The organism is Acinetobacter sp. KS-LM10, assembly GCF_036896575.1.
Classification (GTDB): domain Bacteria; phylum Pseudomonadota; class Gammaproteobacteria; order Pseudomonadales; family Moraxellaceae; genus Acinetobacter; species Acinetobacter avistercoris.
In genome coordinates this window covers 2030778-2053149 of record NZ_CP145906.1, presented here as the reverse complement: position 1 = coordinate 2053149, position 22372 = coordinate 2030778, and the positions used below count along the sequence as shown (strand labels likewise).

Below are 22372 nucleotides of genomic sequence, written 5' to 3'. Positions count from 1 at the left end.
AAAAATTATCAAGAGCTCAATATAAGAGATAAAAAAGCGCTATATAGCGCTTTTTTATTCATAAAAATAAAGTGTATTGTCTAAAACTAACTTTGCTCAAGAATTAATTCTTTGCAGTGTATATAGAAGGTTGTGTTGTTTGTAGATCGATAGTCATAATGTGTTGCTTTAAAACACTTTTACGTTGAGCGGAAGTAGGGTGACTGGATAAAAATGTAGGTATTTTAGAATCGACATTTCTTTTTGATAATTTTGCTTCGAACTTATCCCAAAAGCTTAATGTTGCTGTGTGATCAAAACCAGCTCTGACCATCAAATCGAGACCAATGATATCGGCTTCTTCTTCTAGGTGACGGCTATGAGAGCTATTCACGCCATAGTTTCCACCTAAACTACTTGCGACACTCAGACCATAACCCACACCCATCGTTGCGCCCATTAAACTCAAGTTTGTTGCAGCATATACAGACGCTTTTTCACGGCTATGACTTCGAATAATATGAGCCATTTCATGCGAAATTAAGGTGGCTAATTCATCATCACTTAAATCTTCAAACAGATAGACCGCAGTATTGACAACAATTTGACCACTTGGAAAAGAGTGAGCATTCAGTTTACTACTCAAGTTTCCATTAATTTTCCAATTAATTTTCTTTCGGTTATCAACTAAATAATCATTCGCATGAGGAATCAAGCGGGCCATAATTTTATCTAAACGAGGGTCAACCAAATATACTGATTTATTTTTGGCTTTTTTCTCAAACTTATTAAAACTACGATTTGCAGCATTATTCCAAACAGACTCCGGAATAATCATAAGTTGTTTACGATCAGACCCAACTGTGCCCATTGATGTTGTACTTACACATCCTGTGAAAGCTAAAGATAAAATCGTTAATGCACCAAGAGTTGTAAATTTCATAATGACACCTAATAGAATAGTTAGCTTAAAAACATGTGTTTCCAGTAAACAATTAGTAATTAATAGTAGAACTAGATTTTGTATATTTATTGTCCATATTTTAATTTAACTTAACAATGATTATTTTGATTATTAACTTGAACTAAATAGTGTTTGTATATTTGCACTGTGAATTGCGTCACAAAAAAATATTTATTTATTTTTTTTAAAATTAAATTTTTAAAAAAATAGCACTTCTATTATTTAGTTTTTAAAAAAATATGGTCATGAAAATTAGTCACTCAGATTTTGATTGAATGAAATTTATAGCAAGAACTGAATGTGTGATTTAAATATTCAATTACGTTATTTAAAAAATGAATGAAGTCTTTAGACAGTGATGTGTAGATCTTGAGATTTAAGAATCTTTTATTTATTAGTTTGAAAATAGTATTTGTATGATTTTATAAGAAATATTATGACTTTATGAAAAGCCAATAAAGAAAATATATTTGGTTTTTTTTATTTAAGTATTTGTATTATTTTGAATTATTTTATTTTAGGCTGAGTATGCATCTATAGGAAGAATTTGCTATATCTAGATCATATTGATCGTTAATTCTTAGAGTTTTTTAATATTCCAATCATTGAGACTGTTAGAGCGAATCTTTATACTGGGTTTTTCATGATTGAAAAGATTAAAAAGAGCTAGGTTTTTTAGATCTACTCTTTATTAAAAGTGAGTTGTTGGGGGCATATACTTTATAGAATTTAAAAATTATTTTGATGTTTTTGATTGTAGTATTGAGTATAAAAAATCAAATCAAATATAACGAGTAGAACGGATTTTTATATTAATCGTTTTTTTGTATTGTGACATATAAATAATATATAAATATTTTTGCTAATATTATCTAAATTTAAGTTATGTCATATTTTTAATTAATAATGACTATTGTGTCACAATAATATTAATTAATGAAAATTAAAAAACATTATGTGTTTTTGTAAATTTTTGGAATATTAAATCCAAAAATGTTTATCAAATGCTCTTAAAAAAATTTTCTTTATTTAAAAATATTTTCATCATGGGTCTTATTCTTTTTAGATAGGCTATTTGTATATAGCGTAAAGCGATTAAAAAAATTATTAGTCAAATTTAATCATTGTTTAAATCTGATTCAAATCATGTTATTCAAGGTGATGCACCACGCTTTATTCGAGGTAACTGCAACAAGCGTTAAATTAGATAGAGCCGTTAAATTTTGAAAAATCACATTGGAGTTACCATAAACTTTCAATTCGCATCGTTGTAGATCTAGTGATTTATACTTAATTGACCTCAAGATCATCATGGTGCGATAAGCTCAAATAGCAGTACCTGTGTTCATAGGAGTGTTGGTCACGATACCAAGTCATTTGCATAGATCAGATGGCTTAATGATGCTTTAAGTGGAGATTTAACGAGATGAGTATCTAGAAAAGATAAAAGATAAAAGATAAAAGATAAAAGAAGATGTAGTGATCAACAAATATTGGACACAGTTTTAAGTTTATTTTCAGCTTCATAAGGACTGATACCATCATTAAAATGATGAGGTCGTATCTGATTGTAGTATTCCATCAGATACATACCGACATCTAGTGTCGCTTCTTCAATTGAACCATATCCAAGTTTAGGAACCCACTCAGTCTTAAGACTTCTAAATAGCCGTTCTGTTGGGGCATTGTCCCAACAGTTACCTTAACAAAGTACACCAAATGCGTGACATCGTAATTTAACAGAGCTTCGCTTTCTTAATTGATCGATCAACATGTGTTTGAATTCGTCTGACATTAAGAGAGCTGTAGCCTTTTTTAGAATCATCTTCTCCTGTTCGAGTTGATGAATACGAGCTTTAAGTTGCTGTATTTCTCTTTGCTCGGGAGTTAAAGCAGTGACTGTTGGGGCTTGACCTGTGCGTTCCAGTTGAAGTTGATCGACCCAACGTTTTAATGCTGTTTGTCCAACATCTAAAGCACGACAGGCTTGAGAAATTGAATAGCCTTGATCAAGCACAAGGCTAGCTGCCTCTAATTTAAATTCTGGAGTGAATATTCGTCTTGTTGTTATTGAGCACCTCTTTGGTGAATACGTTATCACCTAATTGGGTGTCCAACTTTATTAAACCATTACAAGCTGAGTTGAGTTGAGGGCATAGTAATGATGAGTGTGTGGCGTGTAATGAACCATTAAAGAAGTCTATTTTTAAGCGCTTCCACTGAGTCTATTTTGCTTTAAAGGCATTCAATGTCAGTTTTATACTTTGAGATGCTTTCAAGCATAAGATCAAATTTTATGTAAAAGTTTAATCTAGAATTTTATCGCTATGAGGGGTTGTTTTTAATTTAGTTTGAGTATTCACTGCGACAATTAAGCGGGTGTGACCATTGTGTGGATTTATATAAATCTTGGTCATAAAAAAAGCCCTTATCGTAAGATAAGGGCTTTTTCGAATTTGGAGCGGGAAAAGAGACTCGAACTCTCGACCCCAACCTTGGCAAGGTTATGCTCTACCAACTGAGCTATTCCCGCAATGAAGTAAATTATAGAGAATTTCTGCGAAGAGTCAACTCTCTACCGGTTTGTTTGTTTAATTAATCAGCACGACGCCAAATCGTGCCTTGACGTGTATCTTCTAAAACAATGCCTTGATCGAGAAGCGATTGACGAATTTCATCTGCTCTCGCAAATTCTTTTGCTTTTTTTGCATCAACACGTTGCTGAATGAAATCTGCAATTTGCGTTTCTGATAACTCCAAAGCATCTTGGCCAATGTCAGATTTTAAGAAATCCTCAACATTGTGTTGAACCAATCCAAGGATATTGGTCAAATGACGCAAAGTGGAGTAGAAAACCGTCGCCTGTTCAGATTGTTCTTCCTTCACAGCACGATTCAATTCTTTATTAATTTCAAACAATACTGCGATCGCTTCAGAAGTATTGAAATCATCGCGCATAGCGGCGTTAAAGCGTTCTACGAATGTATCATCTAACTGATCGACTGTTTTCTCGGCATAAACTGCTTGGTATGCTTTAAAGGAATGATAAAAACGCGATAAAGTATTTTTTGCTTCTTTTAAAGCAGTATCAGAGAAATTCACTGGGCTACGGTAATGAGAAGACACGATAAAGTAGCGAATCACTTCAGGGTGGAATTTTTCCATAACATCGCGAATCGTAAAGAAATTGCCTAAAGATTTAGACATTTTTTCACCATCGACATTAATAAAGCCGACATGCATCCAGTAATTAACGTATTGTTCACCTGTTGCTGCTTCACTTTGTGCAATTTCATTCTCATGGTGAGGGAAGGTTAAATCCGAACCACCACCATGAATATCAAAATGATTGCCTAGGCAGCAAGTTGACATAGCAGAGCATTCAATATGCCAGCCTGGTCGTCCATTGCCCCAAGGTGACGCCCACGAGGGTTCATTTTCTTTGGCGTGTTTCCAAAGCACAAAATCAAAAGGGTGTTTCTTCTGCACTTCGACATCGACACGCTCTGATGCACCTGCTTGCATATCTTCAAGTTTACGGCCTGACAAACGCCCATATTTAGAAAATTTTTCAACTTGGAAATATACATCGCCATTTTGCGATGGGTAAGCTGTCCCATTGTTGACCAAAGTACCAATCATGTTTTGCATTTGATCAATATATTCAGTCGCACGAGGTGCTTCATTAGGTTCCAAACAGCCTAAGTTTGCAGCATCATCATTCATGGCTTGAATAAAACGGTCAGTTAAGGCCGTGATGCTTTCACCATTCTCATTGGCACGTGCAATAATTTTATCGTCAATATCTGTGATGTTGCGGACGTAGTTGACGTTCCAACCTTGACTGCGCAAGAAGCGAATAATGTAGTCAAATGCAACCATGACCCGAGCATGTCCAATATGACAGTAGTCATAAACAGTCATTCCGCAAACATACATGTCGATATGACCTTCTTTGCGAGGTACAAATTCAACTTTCTTACGTTGCTCTGAGTTGTATAGGACAAAAGGTTGCATAGCGCTTCAAAATACTTCAAAAAAAGGTGCTTTATCATAACTGAAGCGATATATTTCATAAAGTTTTATACGCAATATTTATATGCAAGTGAAATATATACATTTAGGAAACCTGACATTTGCATAGATATGATAAAATTCGCAAAAATATTGAGTGCTTTAAATGAGAGATCCTCATTAAAGACTAGGTAAATCGACATTGAACTTAAAACATATGCCAAATCAAATTGATTTCCAGAAAGTAGCTTTGGAAACATTACGCATTGAAGAACAAGCCTTACAAATCTTGTCTACCCAAATTGATGAACGTTTTAGTCGTGCCTGTGAAATTATTTTACGTTGCCGAGGGCGTTTGGTTATCACAGGAATGGGCAAGTCCGGACATATTGGTCGTAAAATGGCGGCAACTTTTGCATCAACTGGAACACCATCCTTTTTTATGCATCCTGGCGAGGCAGGTCATGGTGACTTAGGAATGTTGGTGCATGGTGATGTGCTCATAGCAATTTCAAACTCTGGAAAGAGTGATGAAATAATGATGTTAATGCCGTTGATCAAGCATTTAGAAGTGCCATTAATCACAATATCAGGTGATGATAAGGGCCCAATGCCACAAAATGCAGAAGTCGCTCTGACTTTGGGCAATATCCAAGAAGCTTGTCCATTGGGTTTAGCGCCGACGTCAAGTACGACTGCGACCTTAGCATTGGGTGATGCCTTGGCTGTTGCTTTATTAGATGCTCGAGGCTTTACTGCAGATGATTTTGCGATGTCACATCCAGCAGGGGCATTAGGTAAGCGTTTGTTATTACACGTTAAGCATCTAATGCATACAGGAAATGATTTGCCTAAGGTCTCGCCAGATACAGCAATGAACAAAGTTCTCTACGAAATATCCAATAAACGACTAGGTTTAACCACAATTGTGGATGAAAATGATGTTCTATTGGGCATATTTACAGACGGTGACTTACGTCGCTTGATCGATAAACATCAAGGTTTCGATGTGAATTTAAAGGTTTCAGCGGTGATGGTGAAAAATCCATCGACGATTTCTCAAGAAGCGCGTGCTGTCGAAGCCTTAGAGCAAATGCACAGTAAAAAAATTAATCAATTTGTCGTGGTAAATGAATTAAAACAAGTGATTGGTGTAATTAGCATGCATGATCTGATTCAAGCAGGGGTAAATTAAGTAATGGCATCGTATGTATTGTTAGAACAAGCACGCCATGTTGAAGCTTTAGTGTTGGATGTAGATGGAATTTTAAGTGATGGTTTTGTGACTTTGACGAATTCAGGTGATGAAATTAAATCATTTGATATCCGTGATGGTTTGGGCATGAAATTGGTTCAGAAAGCAGGAATCAAAGTCATCATCATTACTGGGCGTCAAAGTAAAATAGTTGAAAAGCGAATGTCTGATCTCGGTGTTGATCTGGTGTTTCAAGGTCGTGAAGACAAGGGTGTTGCTTTAAAAGAAGCATGTAAACTCATGAATATCAATCCTGAAGATTGTTTATACATGGGTGATGATTGGCCAGATTTGTCTGCCTTTGCCATTGCAGGAATGAAAGTTACCGTGCCTAATGGTCATGTTGAAGTTCGTCGACGCGCAGACTTAGTTACACAGGCTTATGGTGGACGAGGCGCTGTGCGTGAGATTTGTGACATGTTGTTGATGGCCAAAGGTGTATATCGAGATTTACTTGATCAATATACCTCGACTCCACAATAATAATGCTGCTTGTTTTGAGTTCTAAATAGTTGATGATTTATGGATACTAGAGTCTTATATATCACCGCTGTAATGATCGCCGCGATAAGCGGTGGTTATTACTATTATAGTGGTAAAGGCAAAAAGCTAGATGCAACAGCTGCGCAAAATATGACGTACTCTGCGAAGGGTGTCCATTTATTGCAAACGGATGATAAAGGTCAGCTTTACATCAGAGCAACAGTCGACAATTTAGAACAGGACATGAAGAATGAGACGTCTAAACTGACCAACTTAAATGCCAACATGTATACGAATAATATCGTTGATTCAACCTTCTATGCGAAACAAGCTCTAGGTTATGATGATAATGATAAAGTGATTCTATCTGGTGATGTTAAAGCGACCCAGATTGGACAACAAGGTGAAATGATTTTTCGTACTTCAGAACTCACGGGATATCCAAAACTAAGAACAATGGAAACGTCGAAAGAAGTCACTGTCGAAGCGCCGAATGCTGAATTTGTAAGTCAGGGTTTAGAAGCGAATTTAAATGATGGTCAGTACGAATTTACCAATATTCGAGGAAAGTATGCGCCAAATTAAACAATCAAGAACACTTTCTTCATTAACGAGATCGCTATTCGGTCTGAGTTTATGTGCAATTTCAGCAATGACATTTGCGCTACCAAGTGATCGTAATAAAGAAATTTCACTTATTGCCGACCGTGCAACCTACAATGATAAAACGGGTATCACGACCTATACGGGTAATGTTGTAATTGAACAAGGTACGCTGAAGATTAATGCTGCATCGATTGTTGCAAACTTAAATTCGAATAAACAAATTAGCACAGTCAATGCCTCAGGTTCTCCGGCTAAGTTTCAGCAGCAACTAGAGACAAATCGAGGAATTGCCCGCGGTGAAGCTCAGAAGATTGTATATAATGCTGAAACAGGTATTTTGAATTTGACTGGAAATGCTTATCTTTATCAAGATGGGGCAAGTATTCGTGGTAACTCATTAAAATACAGTATGAATAAAGGTGATATTGAAGTCTCTGGTGGTGGTTCGGGCGGCTCAGGTGCCTCTAAAGGTCGTGTGCAAATTATTATTCCACCTTCAAATACACGTACTTTCCCAGGAGCGCGTGATTAATGCCTCATTCTGAAAAAGTCATTCAAACATTAACCATTAAACATCTGGCCAAAGTTTATAGTAAGCGTTGGGTCGTGAAAGATGTTTCATTTAGGATGCAGAGTGGTCAGATCGTCGGTTTGCTCGGTCCTAATGGTGCAGGTAAAACCACCAGTTTCTACATGGTGGTCGGTCTTGTGCAAATGGATAGAGGTGAAATTCGTCTAGATGATCTCGATATTTCAGATTTAGCCATGCATGAACGTGCAAGACAGGGCATTGGTTATTTGCCACAAGAAGCGTCTATTTTTAGAAAGCTGACTATTTCTGATAACATCATGGCCATTCTTGAAACGCGCAAAGATTTAACAAAAGCACAGCGACTTGAACGTCTAAAAGAATTATTAGAAGACTTTAAGATTACACATATTAAAGATTCTCTAGGAATGAGTGTGTCTGGTGGTGAGCGTCGACGTGCTGAAATTGCACGTGCATTGGCCGCAGACCCTAAATTTATGCTCCTTGACGAACCTTTTGCTGGTGTTGATCCGATTTCTGTAGGTGATATCAAAGACATTATCCGCACCTTGAAAGATCGTGGTATTGGCGTATTAATCACAGATCATAATGTGAGAGAAACTCTAGCCATTTGCGAGCATGCTTATATTGTAAGTGAAGGCGCTGTCATTGCCGAAGGTACACCAGAGGCAGTGCTTGCAGATGAGACAGTTCGTAAAGTATATTTGGGTGATGATTTCACAGTTTAGGATTTTAGTGTGACACCTGTAGAATAATATTGTTTTATAGGTTTATACACTGTAAATTGGCTAAATCTGAGTTTAAATTTTAAATTACTTCAGAACAATATATAAAAACGTATGTAAAATAAGTTAAATTCTGAGACGAAAAGTAGCAGATGGTTAACCGAGAGAATCCATGTGATTAAACATAAAATAAACCAAAAAGATATGGGGTATATCGCATTCTTTTTAATTAGTATGTATGTTTCACCAGTATATGCTAATCAACCGAAAGTCGATGTGATTGAGGATAAAGACAAGTTAAAAGTATCACAAAGTCGATATCCAAAACCCAAAATTACGGTTAAATCAACAAAAAATAATGCACAAAGTTTGATGGATACGTCTCAAGTCTCTACCTTGAGTACTAAGACAGATACCAATAAAGATGCAAAGCCTACAGCAGTCTCTAGAGTGCCGAAGCCGAATATTGTTTATGAAAACGCTTCAGATGTGATTGAACCCTCTACGTTTGAAAAAAAATCTAAATTTTCATTTGCTTCAATAAAAAATAAGATGACGAAGTCGTCAAGTGCAATTGATCAATCAGAGGCTGCAAGTAGTATTCAAAATAATAATATCGAAACAGCTCAAATAAAACCTAAAGTCACCTTCAATTCAAATAATGCGACGAAAGCTGATTCGGCTAATATGCTTCCGTCTCAATCTAGTCCGATGCAAGCGTCTGGGAAAAAAACTCAAATTGAAAAATTAACGAAAAATAAACCCATCATAGTACCCAATAATATGGCATTTAAACCTGCTGTAACGCCAGTACCAATTCCAGTATTAGCAACAGCATCAACAACAGTTGCACCATTGTCGACAACTTCTTTAACGCCATTGACTGCAACGGTGTCGCCATTAACAACAACTGTAATACCACCATCGACAGCGACTGCGGCCTCAAGCCTGAAAAAAAATAAAAAAGATGAAGCAAATATTGTTGCACCAAGTAACAAGAAGAAAAAGGGTTTATCTTCTTTAAAAGATAATCTTCAAAGTGTATTTAAACCTAAATCTTCTGATGAGTTCCGTAAGGTTCAACTGAATGAATTAAGTAACTTTGAATATAGACCTGATCCGAGTCAATCGCTTCCTATTATTTCTGGAAAACCTCAACCGGGTATTCAGTCATCATCACGTAAAATTGGTTCAAAAGTTTTAACGCTTGATGAAGCAGTTAAGCTCGCCGTCTCAAAGCATCCAGAGATTAGTCAGAGTATTTCAGATTTAGCATCGCAAAATGCCAATATTGATGTGGCACGTGCAGGTTATTATCCGCAACTCAGTGGTGGTGTTTCTACGGGTGATATGACTTCTGGTGAACGAGGACGTCAGTTACTGAGTTTAAACGCGAGTCAAATGTTGTTTGACTTCGGTAAAATTAAAAGCGGAGTCTCAACACAAGAAGCTCGACTACTGACGAATCAAGCTCAAGTACTTGTTACAATTGACCAGATTTCCTTAGAAGTTGCCAATGCGATTGTAAATATCAGGCGTTATGAAGAGATTACCCGTATTGCGAGAGAGCAAATTAAAGGCATTTCACGTATTGCAGAAATTGCCAATCTTCGAGCAAAAGCAGGGATCAGTAGTCAAGCCGATCCAATTCAAGCTCAATCTTATTTAGAGGCGGCACAGTCAAATTTGATCGTGCAAGAAACCCAACTTAAAATATTCAAGCAACGACTCCGAACTTTATTGGGTGCAGATATCTCTAACACGGAATGGAAAATTCCAGACAGCTTAATTGCACGTTCAGATATATATAAAGATCCCGAGTTTAATAAAATTCCAAAAATGATGTTGGCGAAAGCGCAAGCGGATGTTGCCAGTTCAGAGAAAAAGCAAACTGAATTAAGTCGCTATCCAACGTTGAATATCAAAGGATCCCTGAGTCAAGCATTGAATGGGCGTAATCCGAACAACAATGTGGATAATGGTAGTGATAGTGCCATTATGTTTGAAGCGACAAGCAACTTTTATCAAGGTGGAGCGGTCGCTTCACAGACACGTGCTGCAAGCTTTGCGGAAGAAGCTGCAAAAGCGCGGATTAATTCTGTTTATTTAGAAACGATAGACCTCATTCGTTCAACGCAAGAACAAGTCGAAAATAAGCAACGTCAAATGCAAGTTTTAGCCTCCCAACAAGCAACAACGGTCAGAACTAAAGAGCTTTATCAAGAGCAATATAAATTAGGAACGCGTACAGCTGTTGATTTACTTAACGCTGAACAAGCCATTCACAGTGCGAATCAACAAATTGAAACAGCAAGATATGATATTTATGAAAATTTGGTGCAGTATATTGCCGCGGCAGGAAAGACAAGAGATGTCTATCAGCTTAATAACCTCACCATTCAAGGGGTAGAGTTACAACCATGAATACAAAAATAAATTATCAACCATGGTTACAGGGTGTTATGGCCATTGCCAAGCACTATCGTATTGAAACCTCTTCTGAACGAATTCGTTTGGAGTTGAATTGGAATCAAAATCAATCTCTGGATGATGTCCTGACCATTATGACCCGTCAGGTCGGTTTGCATTTACGCAAAGTCGAATTCAGTGCTGATATTTTGAATCCTTGGCGACTACCGGTTCTTGTTGGCTTTAAAGATGGTCAAGTTGGCGTTATTGATAAAGCAGACTCTGAAGGTAATGTCAGTGTGCAGCTCAGTGGTGATGAGGGTTTATCTCAAACCTTCACGACTGAAACGCTTTCTCAAGCAATTGATTCAGTCTATATCTTGCGTCCTGAAACATCGGTGCCAGATGCTCGAATCGATGAATATATAAAGCCCTATGAAAAAAGTTGGTTTTGGGAAATTGTTCTAAAAGATTGGAAACGCTATGTCGATATTATGTTTGCCTCGATGTTGGCAAATATTTTGGCATTGGCAACGATCGTATTCTCGATGAACGTTTATGACCGCGTTATTCCCTCACAGTCTATTCCGACCTTATGGGTGCTGGCGGGTGGTGTACTCATCGCTGCGATTTTTGAATTTGCACTGAAGTATTCACGCCTCATTTTATCCGACATGATTGGAAAGCGCGCCGATCTACGTATTTCAGATAAAGTCTTCGGACATGCCTTGCGCATCAAAAACAGTGAACGTTCTAAATCAACAGGAACATTTATTTCACAGGTGCGTGAGTTGGAAGGTGTCCGTGAATTGGTCACATCTACAACGATTACCGCTTTTGCAGATTTGCCTTTCTTCTTTTTGTTCTTAGGTATTTTCTGGATGATCGGTGGGAATTTATTCTGGGTCATTATAGTGATTGTGCCCTTAATGATTATCCCGGGTTTATTGGCGCAAAAGAAATTAGCGCAGTTGGCAAAAGAAGGCATGCGCGAATCCTCTATTCGTAATGCAATTTTGGTCGAAGCTGTACAAGGTATTGAGGATATTAAATTATTACGTGCTGAATCTCGCTTCCAAAACCAATGGAATCATATGAATGACGTTTCTGCGTCGATCAGTATGAAGCAACGTAAAATTGTTGGCGTTCTCGGACTCTGGACACAAAAATTACAAGGTTTAACTTTTGCGATTGTCGTTTTAGTCGGATGTTTTGCTGTTATGGACGGTGATATGACGACAGGTGCATTGGTTGCCTGTTCGATTTTATCCTCTCGTATGCTTGCACCTATTGCCCAAGTAACGGGTGTTTTAGGTCGTTATCAACAAGCGAAGACTGCAAAAGAAGGTTTAGATGAGTTGATGGCTAAAAACGTCGATCATCCAGACCGTACGCAACTCATTCAAAGATCTGTGATCAATGGAAAATATGAGTTGAGTGGTGTCGTTTTCAAATATGGTGAAGATGATCCTAAGCCAAGTGTCATCATACCTAAACTCGTGATTAATCCGGGTGAGAAAATTGCAATCTTGGGTCGTAATGGCGCGGGTAAATCAACAATCCTTCAGTTGTTATCAGGTATGCAGACCGCAGTTCAAGGTAAAGTAACATTGGATGATATCGATATTACTTTGCTTGATCCTTCTGATGTACGTCGTGATGTTGGATTGTTAAATCAAAGTGCTCATTTATTCTTTGGTACTGTGCGTGAAAATTTAACGCTAGGTGCTCCTTTAGCAACTGATGAAGATCTGCTAAAAGCTTTGTCTGTAACAGGTGCCTTGGCGTTTATTCAAGAGAAGAAAGAAGGTTTAGATCATATTATTTTAGAAGGTGGCGTCGGTTTTTCTGGTGGTCAACGCCAAGCGTTATTATTGTCACGTCTACTGATATGTCAGCCTAATATTTTATTACTCGATGAACCTACAGCTTCAATTGATGATGTATCTGAAAAGTTACTGATCGATCACATGAAGACTTGGTTAGGGCATCGTACTTTAATTGTGGCCACTCATCGTCGAGCAGTATTAGAACTGGTTGATCGTATTATAGTGGTCAATGAAGGCCGTGTTGTGATGGATGGACCTCGTGATCAAATCCTGAATAATTCAAATCCGCAATCATCTAATTCAGGAGCTAAATCATGAGCGAAGAACCAAATTTAAAACGTTCACTGAAAGTTTCTCAGTTAGAGCCACCTTTACCGAAAGTTACGATCACGATTTGGATCATTTGTATCGGTTTGTCGGTACTGCTTATTTGGGCATGGTTCTTTAAACTAGAAGAAGTATCTCAAGGTACGGGTAAAGTTGTTCCAACGTCGAAAGAGCAGGTCATCCAATCATTAGAGGGTGGTATTCTAACGCGACTCGATGTCAAAGAAGGTGATATTGTTAAAAAAGACCAAGTTTTGGCACAACTTGATCCGACACGCTTTGCATCGAATGTTGGTGAATCTGAATCATTATTGATGTCATCACAAGCGACTGCAGCGCGTCTACGTGCTGAAGTAAATGGCGGGGCAATAAATTTTCCTGATTTTGTATTGAAAGAACCAGGTTTGGTTAAAGCTGAAACTCAGCTTTATGAATCACGCCGTGCCAATATGGAAGAATCTATTGCAGGTTTAAAACTGGCCTTGAATCTGGTTGATCAAGAATTACGTATGACTGAGCCACTGGTTGCAAAAGGTGCTGCCAGTGAAGTTGAAGTCCTACGTTTAAAGCGCCAAGCCAATGAGTTGACCAATCAAATTAATGACATTCGTAATCAATATTATGTAAAGGCACGAGAAGAATTGTCTAAAGCCAATACTGATGTTGAAACACAACAACAAGTCATTAAAGGTAAGTCTGATAGTTTAAACCGGACGATTTTTAAAGCGCCTGTACGCGGTATCGTAAAAGAAATTGATGTCATGACATTGGGTGGTGTGATTCCACAAAATGGTAAATTGATGACTATTGTTCCATTGGATGAACAATTGCTGATCGAAGCGCGTATATCGCCTAGAGACATTGCATTTATTCATCCGGGTCAAGAAGCTTTGGTAAAAATCACAGCGTATGATTATTCGATCTTTGGCGGTTTGAAAGGAAAGGTTACAGTTATTTCTCCAGATACTTTGCGTGATGAAGTTAAACAAGATCAATTCTATTATCGAGTTTACATCCGCACAAATACGGATAAATTACATAACAAAGCGGGTAAAGAGTTTGCGATTACACCAGGTATGGTCGCGTCTGTTGATATTAAAACAGGCCAGAAAACAATCGTGGATTACTTGTTAAAACCATTCAACAAAGCCAAAGAAGCTTTACGCGAAAGATAACACTGACATTGTTTTAAACATTAATCTAGTTTTATACGAACCCAACCCTCTAGAGCGTTGGGTTTTTTTATTTTTAAATTTATTTCTCGTTATACTATGTCCTGTGATTTATTGCTTTTTAAAAGAATATGCCTTTTACCCTTGCCTCAGAAACTTACTACGAAGAAGAGATTAAAAAGAGTCGCTTTCAAGCAATCGCTGCGCCAGTTGAAAATGAACAGATGGTAAAAGCTTTTTTAGCTAGACATTTGGACATCATTACAACGCATCAATGCTGGGCATGGAAAATTGGACCTAATGTACGATTCAATGATGATGGAGAGCCCTCAGGAACTGCTGGTAGACCGATTTTAGCGACGATTGAAGGCAATGAGCTTAGCAATGTTATTGTATTGGTCAATCGATGGTATGGCGGTATTAAATTGGGTACAGGAGGGCTGGTGCGCGCCTATGGTGGGAGTGCAGGACAGTGTTTACTGCTCGCTGAAAAGATTGAATTAATATTCAAAAAAGAAATTACTTTTCACTGTTTATTTAATGAGTGGGCAATTTTTCAATATGAGTTAAATCAATTGCAGGTGGAATATTCTGAACAATATGATGAATCTGGTGTAACTGTGCTGGCTAAGTTGAAAATCGATGAAATTGAATCGTTTAAACTCAGGTTGCAAGACATCACACGTGGTCGTGAACAATTGAAATTTTTGGATGAAAGCCATGACTGAGTCAGATTTATTATTGAAATATCGTGAACAACACAAACATCGTCTCAATTATATGCCATGGTTATATTGGTCATTAAAACCCAAAAATAGAGGCTGGGCAGAACAATGGCAAGAAGAGTATCAGAACTATCTCATGGACATGGAAACAGTTGAAATTGGAAAAAATTGTTTTATATCTCCATTAGCACATATTTTTGCTGAACCTGGACGTAAAATTATCATCGGTGACAATAGTTTTATTGCAGCCGATTGCACATTACACGGGCCTCTGACGATTGGCAATGAAGTTGCAATTAATCACCACTGTATATTGGATGGTGGTCGAGTTGGGATTCGATTACATGACCAAGTTCGGATGGCTGCCTATTGTCATCTTTATGCTTTTGATCATGGTATGGATTTAGCTGAACCTATTTATAAACAAGCGGTACGATCAAGAGGGATCGAAATAGAAGAAGATGTTTGGCTCGGTGCGCATGTGGGAATCAAAGATGGTGTGAAAATAGGTAAACATGCTGTAGTGGGTATGAATAGCATGGTGACCAAAGATATTTTAGAGCGAGAAGTGGTTGCTGGTAACCCTGCACAAAGAATTCGATATCGTGAATAAAACTTTAGTTGCTGATTTTATTCATATTGGATATAAAAATTACACAAAAGTGATCAAATCTTAAAAAAGTTATGCTAGTTTAATTTATAACGAAATAATCTTATTTTACAGAGAGATTAATATGAACCGTGTAATAGCATGTATCGATTCTTCACCCTGTATTAACGCTGTCGCAGAAGCAGCAGCCTGGATTGCTCAACAGACTGGACGAGAACTCGTTTTACTACAGGTTCTCGACTATTATCCAGCGAGTTATCACTTGGGAGAAATTAGTGGTGTGATCGGTTTTGAAAGCAATGCAATGTTGCTTAAAGAGTTAGCCGAGCTGGAACAAAAACAAAGTGAACTGGCATTGGATTATAGCAATAACTTATTAAGTCATATTTCAGAAATGATCCAAGATAAATATGGCATTACTGCACAGCAAATTCAGGAAAAGGGAGACTTTCTCGAACAAAGTTTTAATATTTTCAATGTGAATGATATTGCTTTGATCGGTCGTGTAGGAGAACGTTCTGCTGAAAAAAACAAAAGCCTTGGCAGCAATGTAGAGAATTTTATCCGCGGTGCAAAATGTACAGTGATGACAGTTGGAGAAACGTTTAAACCACCGACACGGTTTATTTTTGCGTATGAAGATTCTCCAACATGTAAAGAGATGATGCAACGTGTCGCAAAAAGTGATTTATTAAGATTACTTCAGTGCCATTTGCTTTATGTCGGAGATCACCCTGAAGTCTTAAATACGCCATCGCAATTTTTGAAAGATGCAGGTGTGAATGTCGTGGTTGAATATCGCTACGGTGATGTTGCAGAAAACATTATGGAATATCAACAAAAGCATCAAATACAATTAATTGTTCTGGGCGCGTATAGCCGTAGTAAGGTAAAACAATTTTTCTTGGGAAGTATTACGACCAATATATTCCGTAATTCTACAGTTCCGCTTTTAGTAGCGAAATAATGAAAAATAGTTTGTCTTTTTACATGTTAATTTCAATTTTAACTTAAATAGAAAGGGCAATATATAGAGATCATTAACTGAAGGAATTATATGCTAAATAAACCTGAATCGATTTTGATTATTTTATAATCTTGTATATTATATATAAAAAATTCAATCATTTATGTGTAAAAAATAAACTTATCCACAACTATACAAACAAGAAACGGGGATAAGTTTTAGATCCATGAACAGAAGAGTTTTGCGTATAAAAATACGTATAAAAAGCGTCTAAAGCATAAAAGCCTCATTTTTATAAATGAGGCTTTTATTTGTTTAAAATTCAATAAAGATTTTCAAACAATCATTGTGAGATAAAAATTATTTTACAATTGCGATAGCAAATCCATCATGGCCTTTACTGCCTACAGTTTGAAGGGCAGTGCTGCACAGTAAGCGAGGATGATTTTGCATCAACTCATACATTTCACGAATACCTTCGATGCTCGGTTTAACATTTCGCGCATTGGTTATTTCACCTGCACGAATCACATTATCTAAGACAATAATACTTCCTGAGTGTGAAAGTTTTAAGCTTAACTCTAGATATTCAGGATAACTTTGTTTATCTGCATCTATAAAGATGAAGTCGAAAGGCTCGAAGTCTTCAGGTAAGGCTCTAAGTATGTCTGCTGCACGACCGACTTTAAGTTCAATCGTTTGAGCTAAATGAGCACGGTCAATATTTTCTTGGCCAAGTGCTGCATGTGTATCTCGTCCCTCAATCGTCAGAATATAGCCATCTTCAGGGAGTGCACGTGCAAGCCATATTGTACTGTATGCTGCAAAAGTGCCTAACTCTAATACACGTTTACATTTGTTCATCTGAATTAACATTTGTAAAAGCATGCCTTGATTTGCTGCAATTGCGAGATGGTCAGGAAAACCCTTATCTTCAGTATTCTTTAAGGTTTGAATCAGAATAGGGTCTTCAGGAATTAATTTCGACTCGATATATGCATCGATGTCTGACCACAATTGTTGCATAGTACTGGCACCTAAGTTTTGTTATATGCATTGTAATCGTTTCAAATCTGAGTGCAATTTATGTAGGCGAAGATAACTACTTTTTTATATACATTCTGATTGAAAAATTTAAAAAATATGGATTAATTGTTAAAGTCTCCAGATCTATAGGAGCATCAACATCAATAGTTACACAATGAGGTATTTCGAGTTAAGTCTGGTCCCCAAGTACGGAAGCCTTGTGTATCAATGTGAATTTGACCTGACGCATACAATCCTAAGCCCATATTTAAACTCTGCCCGTAGTTTTTCCAAAACTGACACAGTTTGAATTTTGAATTTTCAATATATGCATAATCTTCTGGTTGCGGATACTCAGGTCCAATTCTAAAGTCGATTGCAGAATTGAATAAATGTCGAGAGGAACCTGCGCCACCTGCACATTGATTGAGTGGTAAATCACGATATACAGAGGTTACTTCAAAATCAGTCAGTACATTGGATGCAACAAGATATTTAAATACTTTAAGTGTCGGTAATTGATTTTCCCAAATTTCACGACTTGGAATCATATATTCTGATTTACCACAACGCTGCCAATCTCGTGCAGATTTTAATAATTCAAAACTTGGAATGATATTTCCAACATTATTTCGTTCTAAATAACGCTCATACTCTCGAACAGTGGATTGATTTTGATCCATCATGATCCAATTACGGTAAGAGTTTGGCATAACTTTAGGTCGAGCTGGGCGTTCAATTATTATTTTTTCTTGTGGTATAAAAATTCGTTGGCCAGTAGGCGTAAACACTCTTTGACCTTTTTGAGGGGTGGACGTACAAGCGATAGCAGTCAATGCAATTACACTGACTGATATTAGGCCCTTCAAAATTTCTCTCATTATAAATATGTACTAAATCAAATAATGTTATTTTAGTCTAATTTATGGTATGGAATTCACATAAATTGCAAATATATGTACCCTTTAGGTATAAAAAAGATCAGCCGAAGCTGATCTTTTAAGTTTATTTCTCTAAATACTGAAGCTTATCTGCTTTACCATTCCATTCTTCACGGTCTGCAGGCTGTTCACCAATTTGTGTAATATTTGGCCACTTTTCTGCAAGTTCAGCATTTAATTCAATAAATACTTCCTGACCTTCTGGAAGTTCATCCTCAGAGAAGATAGCGTTTGCCGGGCACTCAGGTTCACATAGCGCGCAATCGATACATTCATCTGGATTGATTACAAGAAAGTTTGGACCTTCGTAGAAACAGTCAACTGGACAAACTTCAACACAGTCTTGGTACTTACATTTAATACAATTTTCAGTGACAACAAAGGTCATGGCGACAGCTCTACCTAAAAAATATGGTTCTAATTTACGAATGCTGTATTTTAGGCAAAAATGCACTCAACAAACAATTCCTTTTATTGATATTTGTTATTTATATGTGTGAAATACAATTCATTTTTTGATATAGCCCGTTAAAAGCCTAAATCTGATGATTTGAAATATTTAAATTGTATTTTATTAGTATCGTTGGTTGAACTTCAAATGATTTTGATCGTTAAATTAAAAGCTCAACAATGCGTTGAATAAAATGTTGAATTAAAACGGCAGTTCAACAGTAAACTTATCAATTGATGACACTAAATCTTATAAAAGTGACAACACAATTCATAACGCAGCATTGATATAATGCGGGTATGAAAAAAAGACCATATCGAAAGCCTGAATTTCCACCTAGCAGGTGGAGTACAGCACAAGACAGCTATCTGATAGAGAACAGCACATTGGCCGATCAAGAGCTGCAACTACAGTTGCCTTTTAGTTTGGATGAAATTAATGAGCGTAAAGAGATTTTGGGATTGATAAGAAGAAGACGACAACTTAGAAAACTGTTTGAGTAGATGTTTTGTTTCTGTTGCAATTATCGCAAATAATTCAATTCTGAAATTTGAGTCTGAGTCATTAAAACCTGAGCTATAAAAATCTCAGTTTTAAGACTATATTTATAAAAAAATAAATACAAAAACCTCGCATTATGCGAGGTTTTTTATATTTAGCTCTTTAAATTACATCAGTAATAGGTCTTTTAAAGCATACAATTGTTGTAAGGCTTCACGTGGTGAAAGATTATCAACCTCTAAATTTTTCAGCATTTCTAATGCAGGAGATTCTTTCTCAACTTCGATAATACGCTCAATGACTTCAGGCTCATTTGATTGATCCATTGCAAATAAATCATTTTGAATTGAAACGGGTTGTTTGAGCTGTTGTTTCTCCAGTATTTTTAAGCGATGTTGAGCATCTTTAATCACGGTGGCTGGAATGCCTGCAAGTTTAGCAACTTGTAAACCATGACTTTGACTGGCTGGGCCTTGTTGAACTTTATGTAATAAAATTAAATTTCCATTCAGTTCTTTGGCTGCCACGTGTAGATTATATATGGCAGTTTCTTTGCCAAGTTCTGTGAGTTCGAAATAATGTGTAGCGAATAAACATAAACATTTAATTCGGTTGCTTAGATCAAGTACGCATGCCCATGCTAAAGATAAACCATCATAAGTACTTGTACCTCGACCAACCTCATCCATCAATACTAAAGATTGATTAGTGGCGTGATGAAGAATTTGCGAAGTCTCGGTCATTTCCACCATAAAAGTAGATTTACCAGAAGACAAATCATCCGCAGAACCAATACGAGTAAAAATTCGATCAATCGGTCCAAGTTTAGCGGCTTGAGCTGGAACATAACTACCGCAATATGCCAATAAGCTTATGATAGCTGTTTGACGCATAAAGGTCGATTTACCACCCATGTTTGGACCAGTAATGATTGCCATACGATGCTGGTAATCAAGTTGGGTATGATTGGGGGTATATGGTGTTTTAATTAATGACTCAACCACAGGATGACGGCCTGACTGAATGTGAATACCAATTTCTGGGCTATATTCAGGTCGATTCCAGTTGTGTAAGCGAGCTTGATGGGCAAAATTACTGATTAAATCGATTTGCGCAATCGCACTGCTCATCATTTGTAATTGAGCAATATCTTCACGCAATTCATCAAGAAGCATTTCAAATAATAATTTTTCACGCGCCAGTGCTCGGGATTCACTGGATAATACTTTATCTTCGAAAGATTTTAATTCAGGAGTAATGTAGCGCTCAGCATTTTTTAAGGTCTGACGACGAATATAATGTTCTGGAGCCTGTTCTGATTGAGACCGTGAAAGCTCAATATAGTAACCACTCACGCGGTTATAACCAATTTTGAGTGTATTGATGCCTGTGGCTTCACGCTCTTTAATTTCAAGGTCAATCAGGAATTGCCCAGCATGATCTCTAATTTTACGTAATTCATCGAGTTCTGTGTCAAAACCTTCTGCAATCACATTTCCATCACGTAAAACGACAGGTGGATTTTCCACAATTGCAGCAAATAATCTTTGATATAAGCCTTGGAAATCACCCAATTCCTCATTCAGTTGTTGAATTAAGACAGATTGTTCTTTCTCTAGAATCGGTTGCAGCGCATGACGTAAATAAGGGATTTGCGCACAGGCTTGACGTAACTGAACCAAATCTCGTGGACGTGCACTACCTAGAGCGATACGGCTTAATACGCGTTCAATATCACTGATTTCTTTGAGTACAAGTCTTAATGGTGATTCGTGATAGCCTTTAAGTAAGACTTCAATCGCATCCAAACGCTGATCTAAAATAGCCGTATCACGCATCGGTTGCATTAACGTCCGACTTAATAAACGTCCGCCCATTGCTGTTTGGCAATCATTGATTAAGTTAAACAATGAAGTCCCATGCTCAAACAAAGGATTGATAATTTCTAAATTACGACGAGTTACAGGATCGAGCGCAATAAAGTCACTACTTTGTTCAAGTTTAATTGAGCGTATATGAGGTAAAGCTGTTTTTTGCGTTTCTTTAGCATAATGAATTAAAGCAGCGGCTGCGGCTTTAGCCAGCGGGAGATGATCAATCCCAAATCCAGCCAAAGTCGAAACAGCAAATTGATCACATAGTGTTTTCAGCGCATTGTTCACACTGAAATCAACATTTGGACGTCTGGTAATCGGACATTCAATATTTTTTTTGATTTGCTCAATAATGTTTGGATCAGTCAAATCTTCATCAATCAAAATTTCGCTTGGCATTAAACGTGCCAATTCTAAAGGCAGTTGTTCTGGTTTATAGTCTTGTTGTTGAACTTTAAAAATGCCAGCACTGAGGTCTAAAAGTGCTAGACCAATTTGGTTTTGATGGAAACACAGCGCCACAAGATTTGAACTTTGATGTGCATTGAGCAGTGCATCATCTGTAAGCGTACCAGGTGTGAGTATTCGAACCACGCCGCGCTCTACAGGACCTTTACCCGTCACTTCGCCGATTTGTTCACAGATAACAACCGTTTCGCCTTTCTTAACGAGACGCGCCAAATAGCCTTCAGCTGCGTGATAGGGAACACCTGCCATCGGAATCGGTTCACCATTCGCTTTACCACGATGTGTAAGAGTAATGCCTAGAATTTTTGCAGCTTTATGCGCATCTTCAAAAAAAAGCTCATAAAAGTCGCCCATACGATAGAACATCAGTGAGTGCGGATGTTGCACTTTCATGGACATGTACTGTTGCATCATTGGCGTAAGCGTACTTAGGTCGGGAGAAATATTTGCTGTATTCATTAAAATTGAAATCCTTGGAATACGCATAAATTATCAT

17 protein-coding genes, 1 tRNA gene and 1 pseudogene are annotated in these 22372 nt (G+C 37.3%); 11 read left to right on the top strand and 8 right to left on the bottom strand.

Going from position 1 to position 22372, the window contains the following annotated elements; all coding sequences use genetic code 11:
* Positions 1 to 103: 103 nt before the first annotated feature.
* The 4 genes and pseudogenes from V5M36_RS09400 to cysS form a co-directional block, all read right to left on the bottom strand.
* Positions 104 to 922, bottom strand: coding sequence for a M48 family metallopeptidase (locus V5M36_RS09400; protein WP_338558251.1), 819 nt, complete (start codon positions 920 to 922; stop codon positions 104 to 106).
* Positions 923 to 2426: 1504 nt separating this feature from the next.
* Positions 2427 to 3041: pseudogene (locus tag V5M36_RS09395) on the bottom strand (transposase).
* Positions 3042 to 3400: 359 nt separating this feature from the next.
* Positions 3401 to 3476 (bottom strand) — tRNA-Gly (locus V5M36_RS09390).
* A gap of 62 nt (positions 3477 to 3538) precedes the next feature.
* Complete coding sequence (cysS, locus tag V5M36_RS09385) at positions 3539 to 4960, bottom strand: cysteine--tRNA ligase (protein WP_338558249.1); 1422 nt, start codon at positions 4958 to 4960, stop codon at positions 3539 to 3541.
* Positions 4961 to 5174: 214 nt separating this feature from the next.
* Between cysS and V5M36_RS09380 the strand changes: the two genes are divergently transcribed.
* From V5M36_RS09380 to V5M36_RS09330, 11 genes are all read left to right on the top strand, one after another.
* Positions 5175 to 6152 (top strand): KpsF/GutQ family sugar-phosphate isomerase, encoded by a 978-nt coding sequence (locus V5M36_RS09380; RefSeq protein WP_338558248.1) that lies wholly within the window; start codon positions 5175 to 5177, stop codon positions 6150 to 6152.
* A gap of 3 nt (positions 6153 to 6155) precedes the next feature.
* A complete protein-coding gene (locus tag V5M36_RS09375; RefSeq protein ID WP_338558247.1) occupies positions 6156 to 6695 on the top strand; it encodes a KdsC family phosphatase in 540 nt (179 codons plus the stop codon).
* 39 nt (positions 6696 to 6734) lie between these two features.
* On the top strand, positions 6735 to 7280 hold the full coding sequence (gene lptC, locus V5M36_RS09370) for an LPS export ABC transporter periplasmic protein LptC (RefSeq protein ID WP_338558245.1): 546 nt from the start codon (positions 6735 to 6737) through the stop codon (positions 7278 to 7280).
* Positions 7267 to 7833, top strand: a complete 567-nt coding sequence (gene lptA / locus V5M36_RS09365; protein ID WP_338558243.1) for a lipopolysaccharide transport periplasmic protein LptA — start codon at positions 7267 to 7269, stop codon at positions 7831 to 7833. The genes lptC and lptA overlap by 14 nt, the downstream gene beginning before the upstream one ends.
* Positions 7833 to 8579, top strand: coding sequence for an LPS export ABC transporter ATP-binding protein (gene lptB / locus V5M36_RS09360; RefSeq protein ID WP_338558241.1), 747 nt, complete (start codon positions 7833 to 7835; stop codon positions 8577 to 8579). Before lptA ends, lptB begins: the two co-directional genes overlap by 1 nt.
* A gap of 975 nt (positions 8580 to 9554) precedes the next feature.
* Complete coding sequence (locus tag V5M36_RS09355) at positions 9555 to 11000, top strand: TolC family outer membrane protein (protein ID WP_338564135.1); 1446 nt, start codon at positions 9555 to 9557, stop codon at positions 10998 to 11000.
* Positions 10997 to 13132: a type I secretion system permease/ATPase gene (locus V5M36_RS09350; protein WP_338558239.1), complete on the top strand. Its 2136-nt coding sequence runs from the start codon at positions 10997 to 10999 to the stop codon at positions 13130 to 13132. Before V5M36_RS09355 ends, V5M36_RS09350 begins: the two co-directional genes overlap by 4 nt.
* Positions 13129 to 14316, top strand: coding sequence for an HlyD family type I secretion periplasmic adaptor subunit (locus tag V5M36_RS09345; RefSeq protein WP_338558236.1), 1188 nt, complete (start codon positions 13129 to 13131; stop codon positions 14314 to 14316). Before V5M36_RS09350 ends, V5M36_RS09345 begins: the two co-directional genes overlap by 4 nt.
* A gap of 128 nt (positions 14317 to 14444) precedes the next feature.
* Positions 14445 to 15041 carry an IMPACT family protein gene (locus V5M36_RS09340; protein ID WP_338558234.1) on the top strand — a complete coding sequence of 199 codons (597 nt, stop codon included), beginning with the start codon at positions 14445 to 14447 and terminating at the stop codon, positions 15039 to 15041.
* The gene (locus V5M36_RS09335; protein ID WP_338558232.1) at positions 15034 to 15651 is read left to right on the top strand and encodes an acyltransferase; all 618 of its coding nucleotides are present in this window, start codon (positions 15034 to 15036) and stop codon (positions 15649 to 15651) included. Before V5M36_RS09340 ends, V5M36_RS09335 begins: the two co-directional genes overlap by 8 nt.
* A 121-nt stretch (positions 15652 to 15772) precedes the next feature.
* Entirely contained in the window at positions 15773 to 16615 is an 843-nt protein-coding gene (locus V5M36_RS09330; RefSeq protein ID WP_338558230.1) for a universal stress protein, read from the top strand.
* A gap of 360 nt (positions 16616 to 16975) precedes the next feature.
* Here the strand turns inward: V5M36_RS09330 and V5M36_RS09325 are convergent, their stop codons facing one another.
* The 4 genes from V5M36_RS09325 to mutS all read right to left on the bottom strand — a co-directional run bounded on the left by V5M36_RS09325 (position 16976) and on the right by mutS (position 22335).
* Positions 16976 to 17641: an O-methyltransferase gene (locus tag V5M36_RS09325; RefSeq protein ID WP_338558228.1), complete on the bottom strand. Its 666-nt coding sequence runs from the start codon at positions 17639 to 17641 to the stop codon at positions 16976 to 16978.
* A 161-nt stretch (positions 17642 to 17802) separates the two neighbouring features.
* Positions 17803 to 18522, bottom strand: a complete 720-nt coding sequence (locus tag V5M36_RS09320; RefSeq protein ID WP_338558226.1) for a peptidase M15 — start codon at positions 18520 to 18522, stop codon at positions 17803 to 17805.
* A gap of 124 nt (positions 18523 to 18646) precedes the next feature.
* The gene (fdxA, locus tag V5M36_RS09315) at positions 18647 to 18970 is read right to left on the bottom strand and encodes a ferredoxin FdxA (RefSeq protein ID WP_338558223.1); all 324 of its coding nucleotides are present in this window, start codon (positions 18968 to 18970) and stop codon (positions 18647 to 18649) included.
* A gap of 731 nt (positions 18971 to 19701) precedes the next feature.
* A complete protein-coding gene (gene mutS, locus V5M36_RS09305) occupies positions 19702 to 22335 on the bottom strand; it encodes a DNA mismatch repair protein MutS (protein ID WP_338558219.1) in 2634 nt (877 codons plus the stop codon).
* Positions 22336 to 22372 lie beyond the last annotated feature (37 nt).

Coding starts and splice junctions, on each gene's coding strand:
- V5M36_RS09400 (WP_338558251.1), bottom strand. CDS start 922: ATGAAATTTACAACTCTTGGTGCATTAACGATTTTATCTTTAGCTTTC.
- cysS (WP_338558249.1), bottom strand. CDS start 4,960: ATGCAACCTTTTGTCCTATACAACTCAGAGCAACGTAAGAAAGTTGAA.
- V5M36_RS09380 (WP_338558248.1), top strand. CDS start 5,175: ATGCCAAATCAAATTGATTTCCAGAAAGTAGCTTTGGAAACATTACGC.
- V5M36_RS09375 (WP_338558247.1), top strand. CDS start 6,156: ATGGCATCGTATGTATTGTTAGAACAAGCACGCCATGTTGAAGCTTTA.
- lptC (WP_338558245.1), top strand. CDS start 6,735: ATGGATACTAGAGTCTTATATATCACCGCTGTAATGATCGCCGCGATA.
- lptA (WP_338558243.1), top strand. CDS start 7,267: ATGCGCCAAATTAAACAATCAAGAACACTTTCTTCATTAACGAGATCG.
- lptB (WP_338558241.1), top strand. CDS start 7,833: ATGCCTCATTCTGAAAAAGTCATTCAAACATTAACCATTAAACATCTG.
- V5M36_RS09350 (WP_338558239.1), top strand. CDS start 10,997: ATGAATACAAAAATAAATTATCAACCATGGTTACAGGGTGTTATGGCC.
- V5M36_RS09345 (WP_338558236.1), top strand. CDS start 13,129: ATGAGCGAAGAACCAAATTTAAAACGTTCACTGAAAGTTTCTCAGTTA.
- V5M36_RS09340 (WP_338558234.1), top strand. CDS start 14,445: ATGCCTTTTACCCTTGCCTCAGAAACTTACTACGAAGAAGAGATTAAA.
- V5M36_RS09335 (WP_338558232.1), top strand. CDS start 15,034: ATGACTGAGTCAGATTTATTATTGAAATATCGTGAACAACACAAACAT.
- V5M36_RS09330 (WP_338558230.1), top strand. CDS start 15,773: ATGAACCGTGTAATAGCATGTATCGATTCTTCACCCTGTATTAACGCT.
- V5M36_RS09325 (WP_338558228.1), bottom strand. CDS start 17,641: ATGCAACAATTGTGGTCAGACATCGATGCATATATCGAGTCGAAATTA.
- V5M36_RS09320 (WP_338558226.1), bottom strand. CDS start 18,522: ATGAGAGAAATTTTGAAGGGCCTAATATCAGTCAGTGTAATTGCATTG.
- fdxA (WP_338558223.1), bottom strand. CDS start 18,970: ATGACCTTTGTTGTCACTGAAAATTGTATTAAATGTAAGTACCAAGAC.
- mutS (WP_338558219.1), bottom strand. CDS start 22,335: ATGAATACAGCAAATATTTCTCCCGACCTAAGTACGCTTACGCCAATG.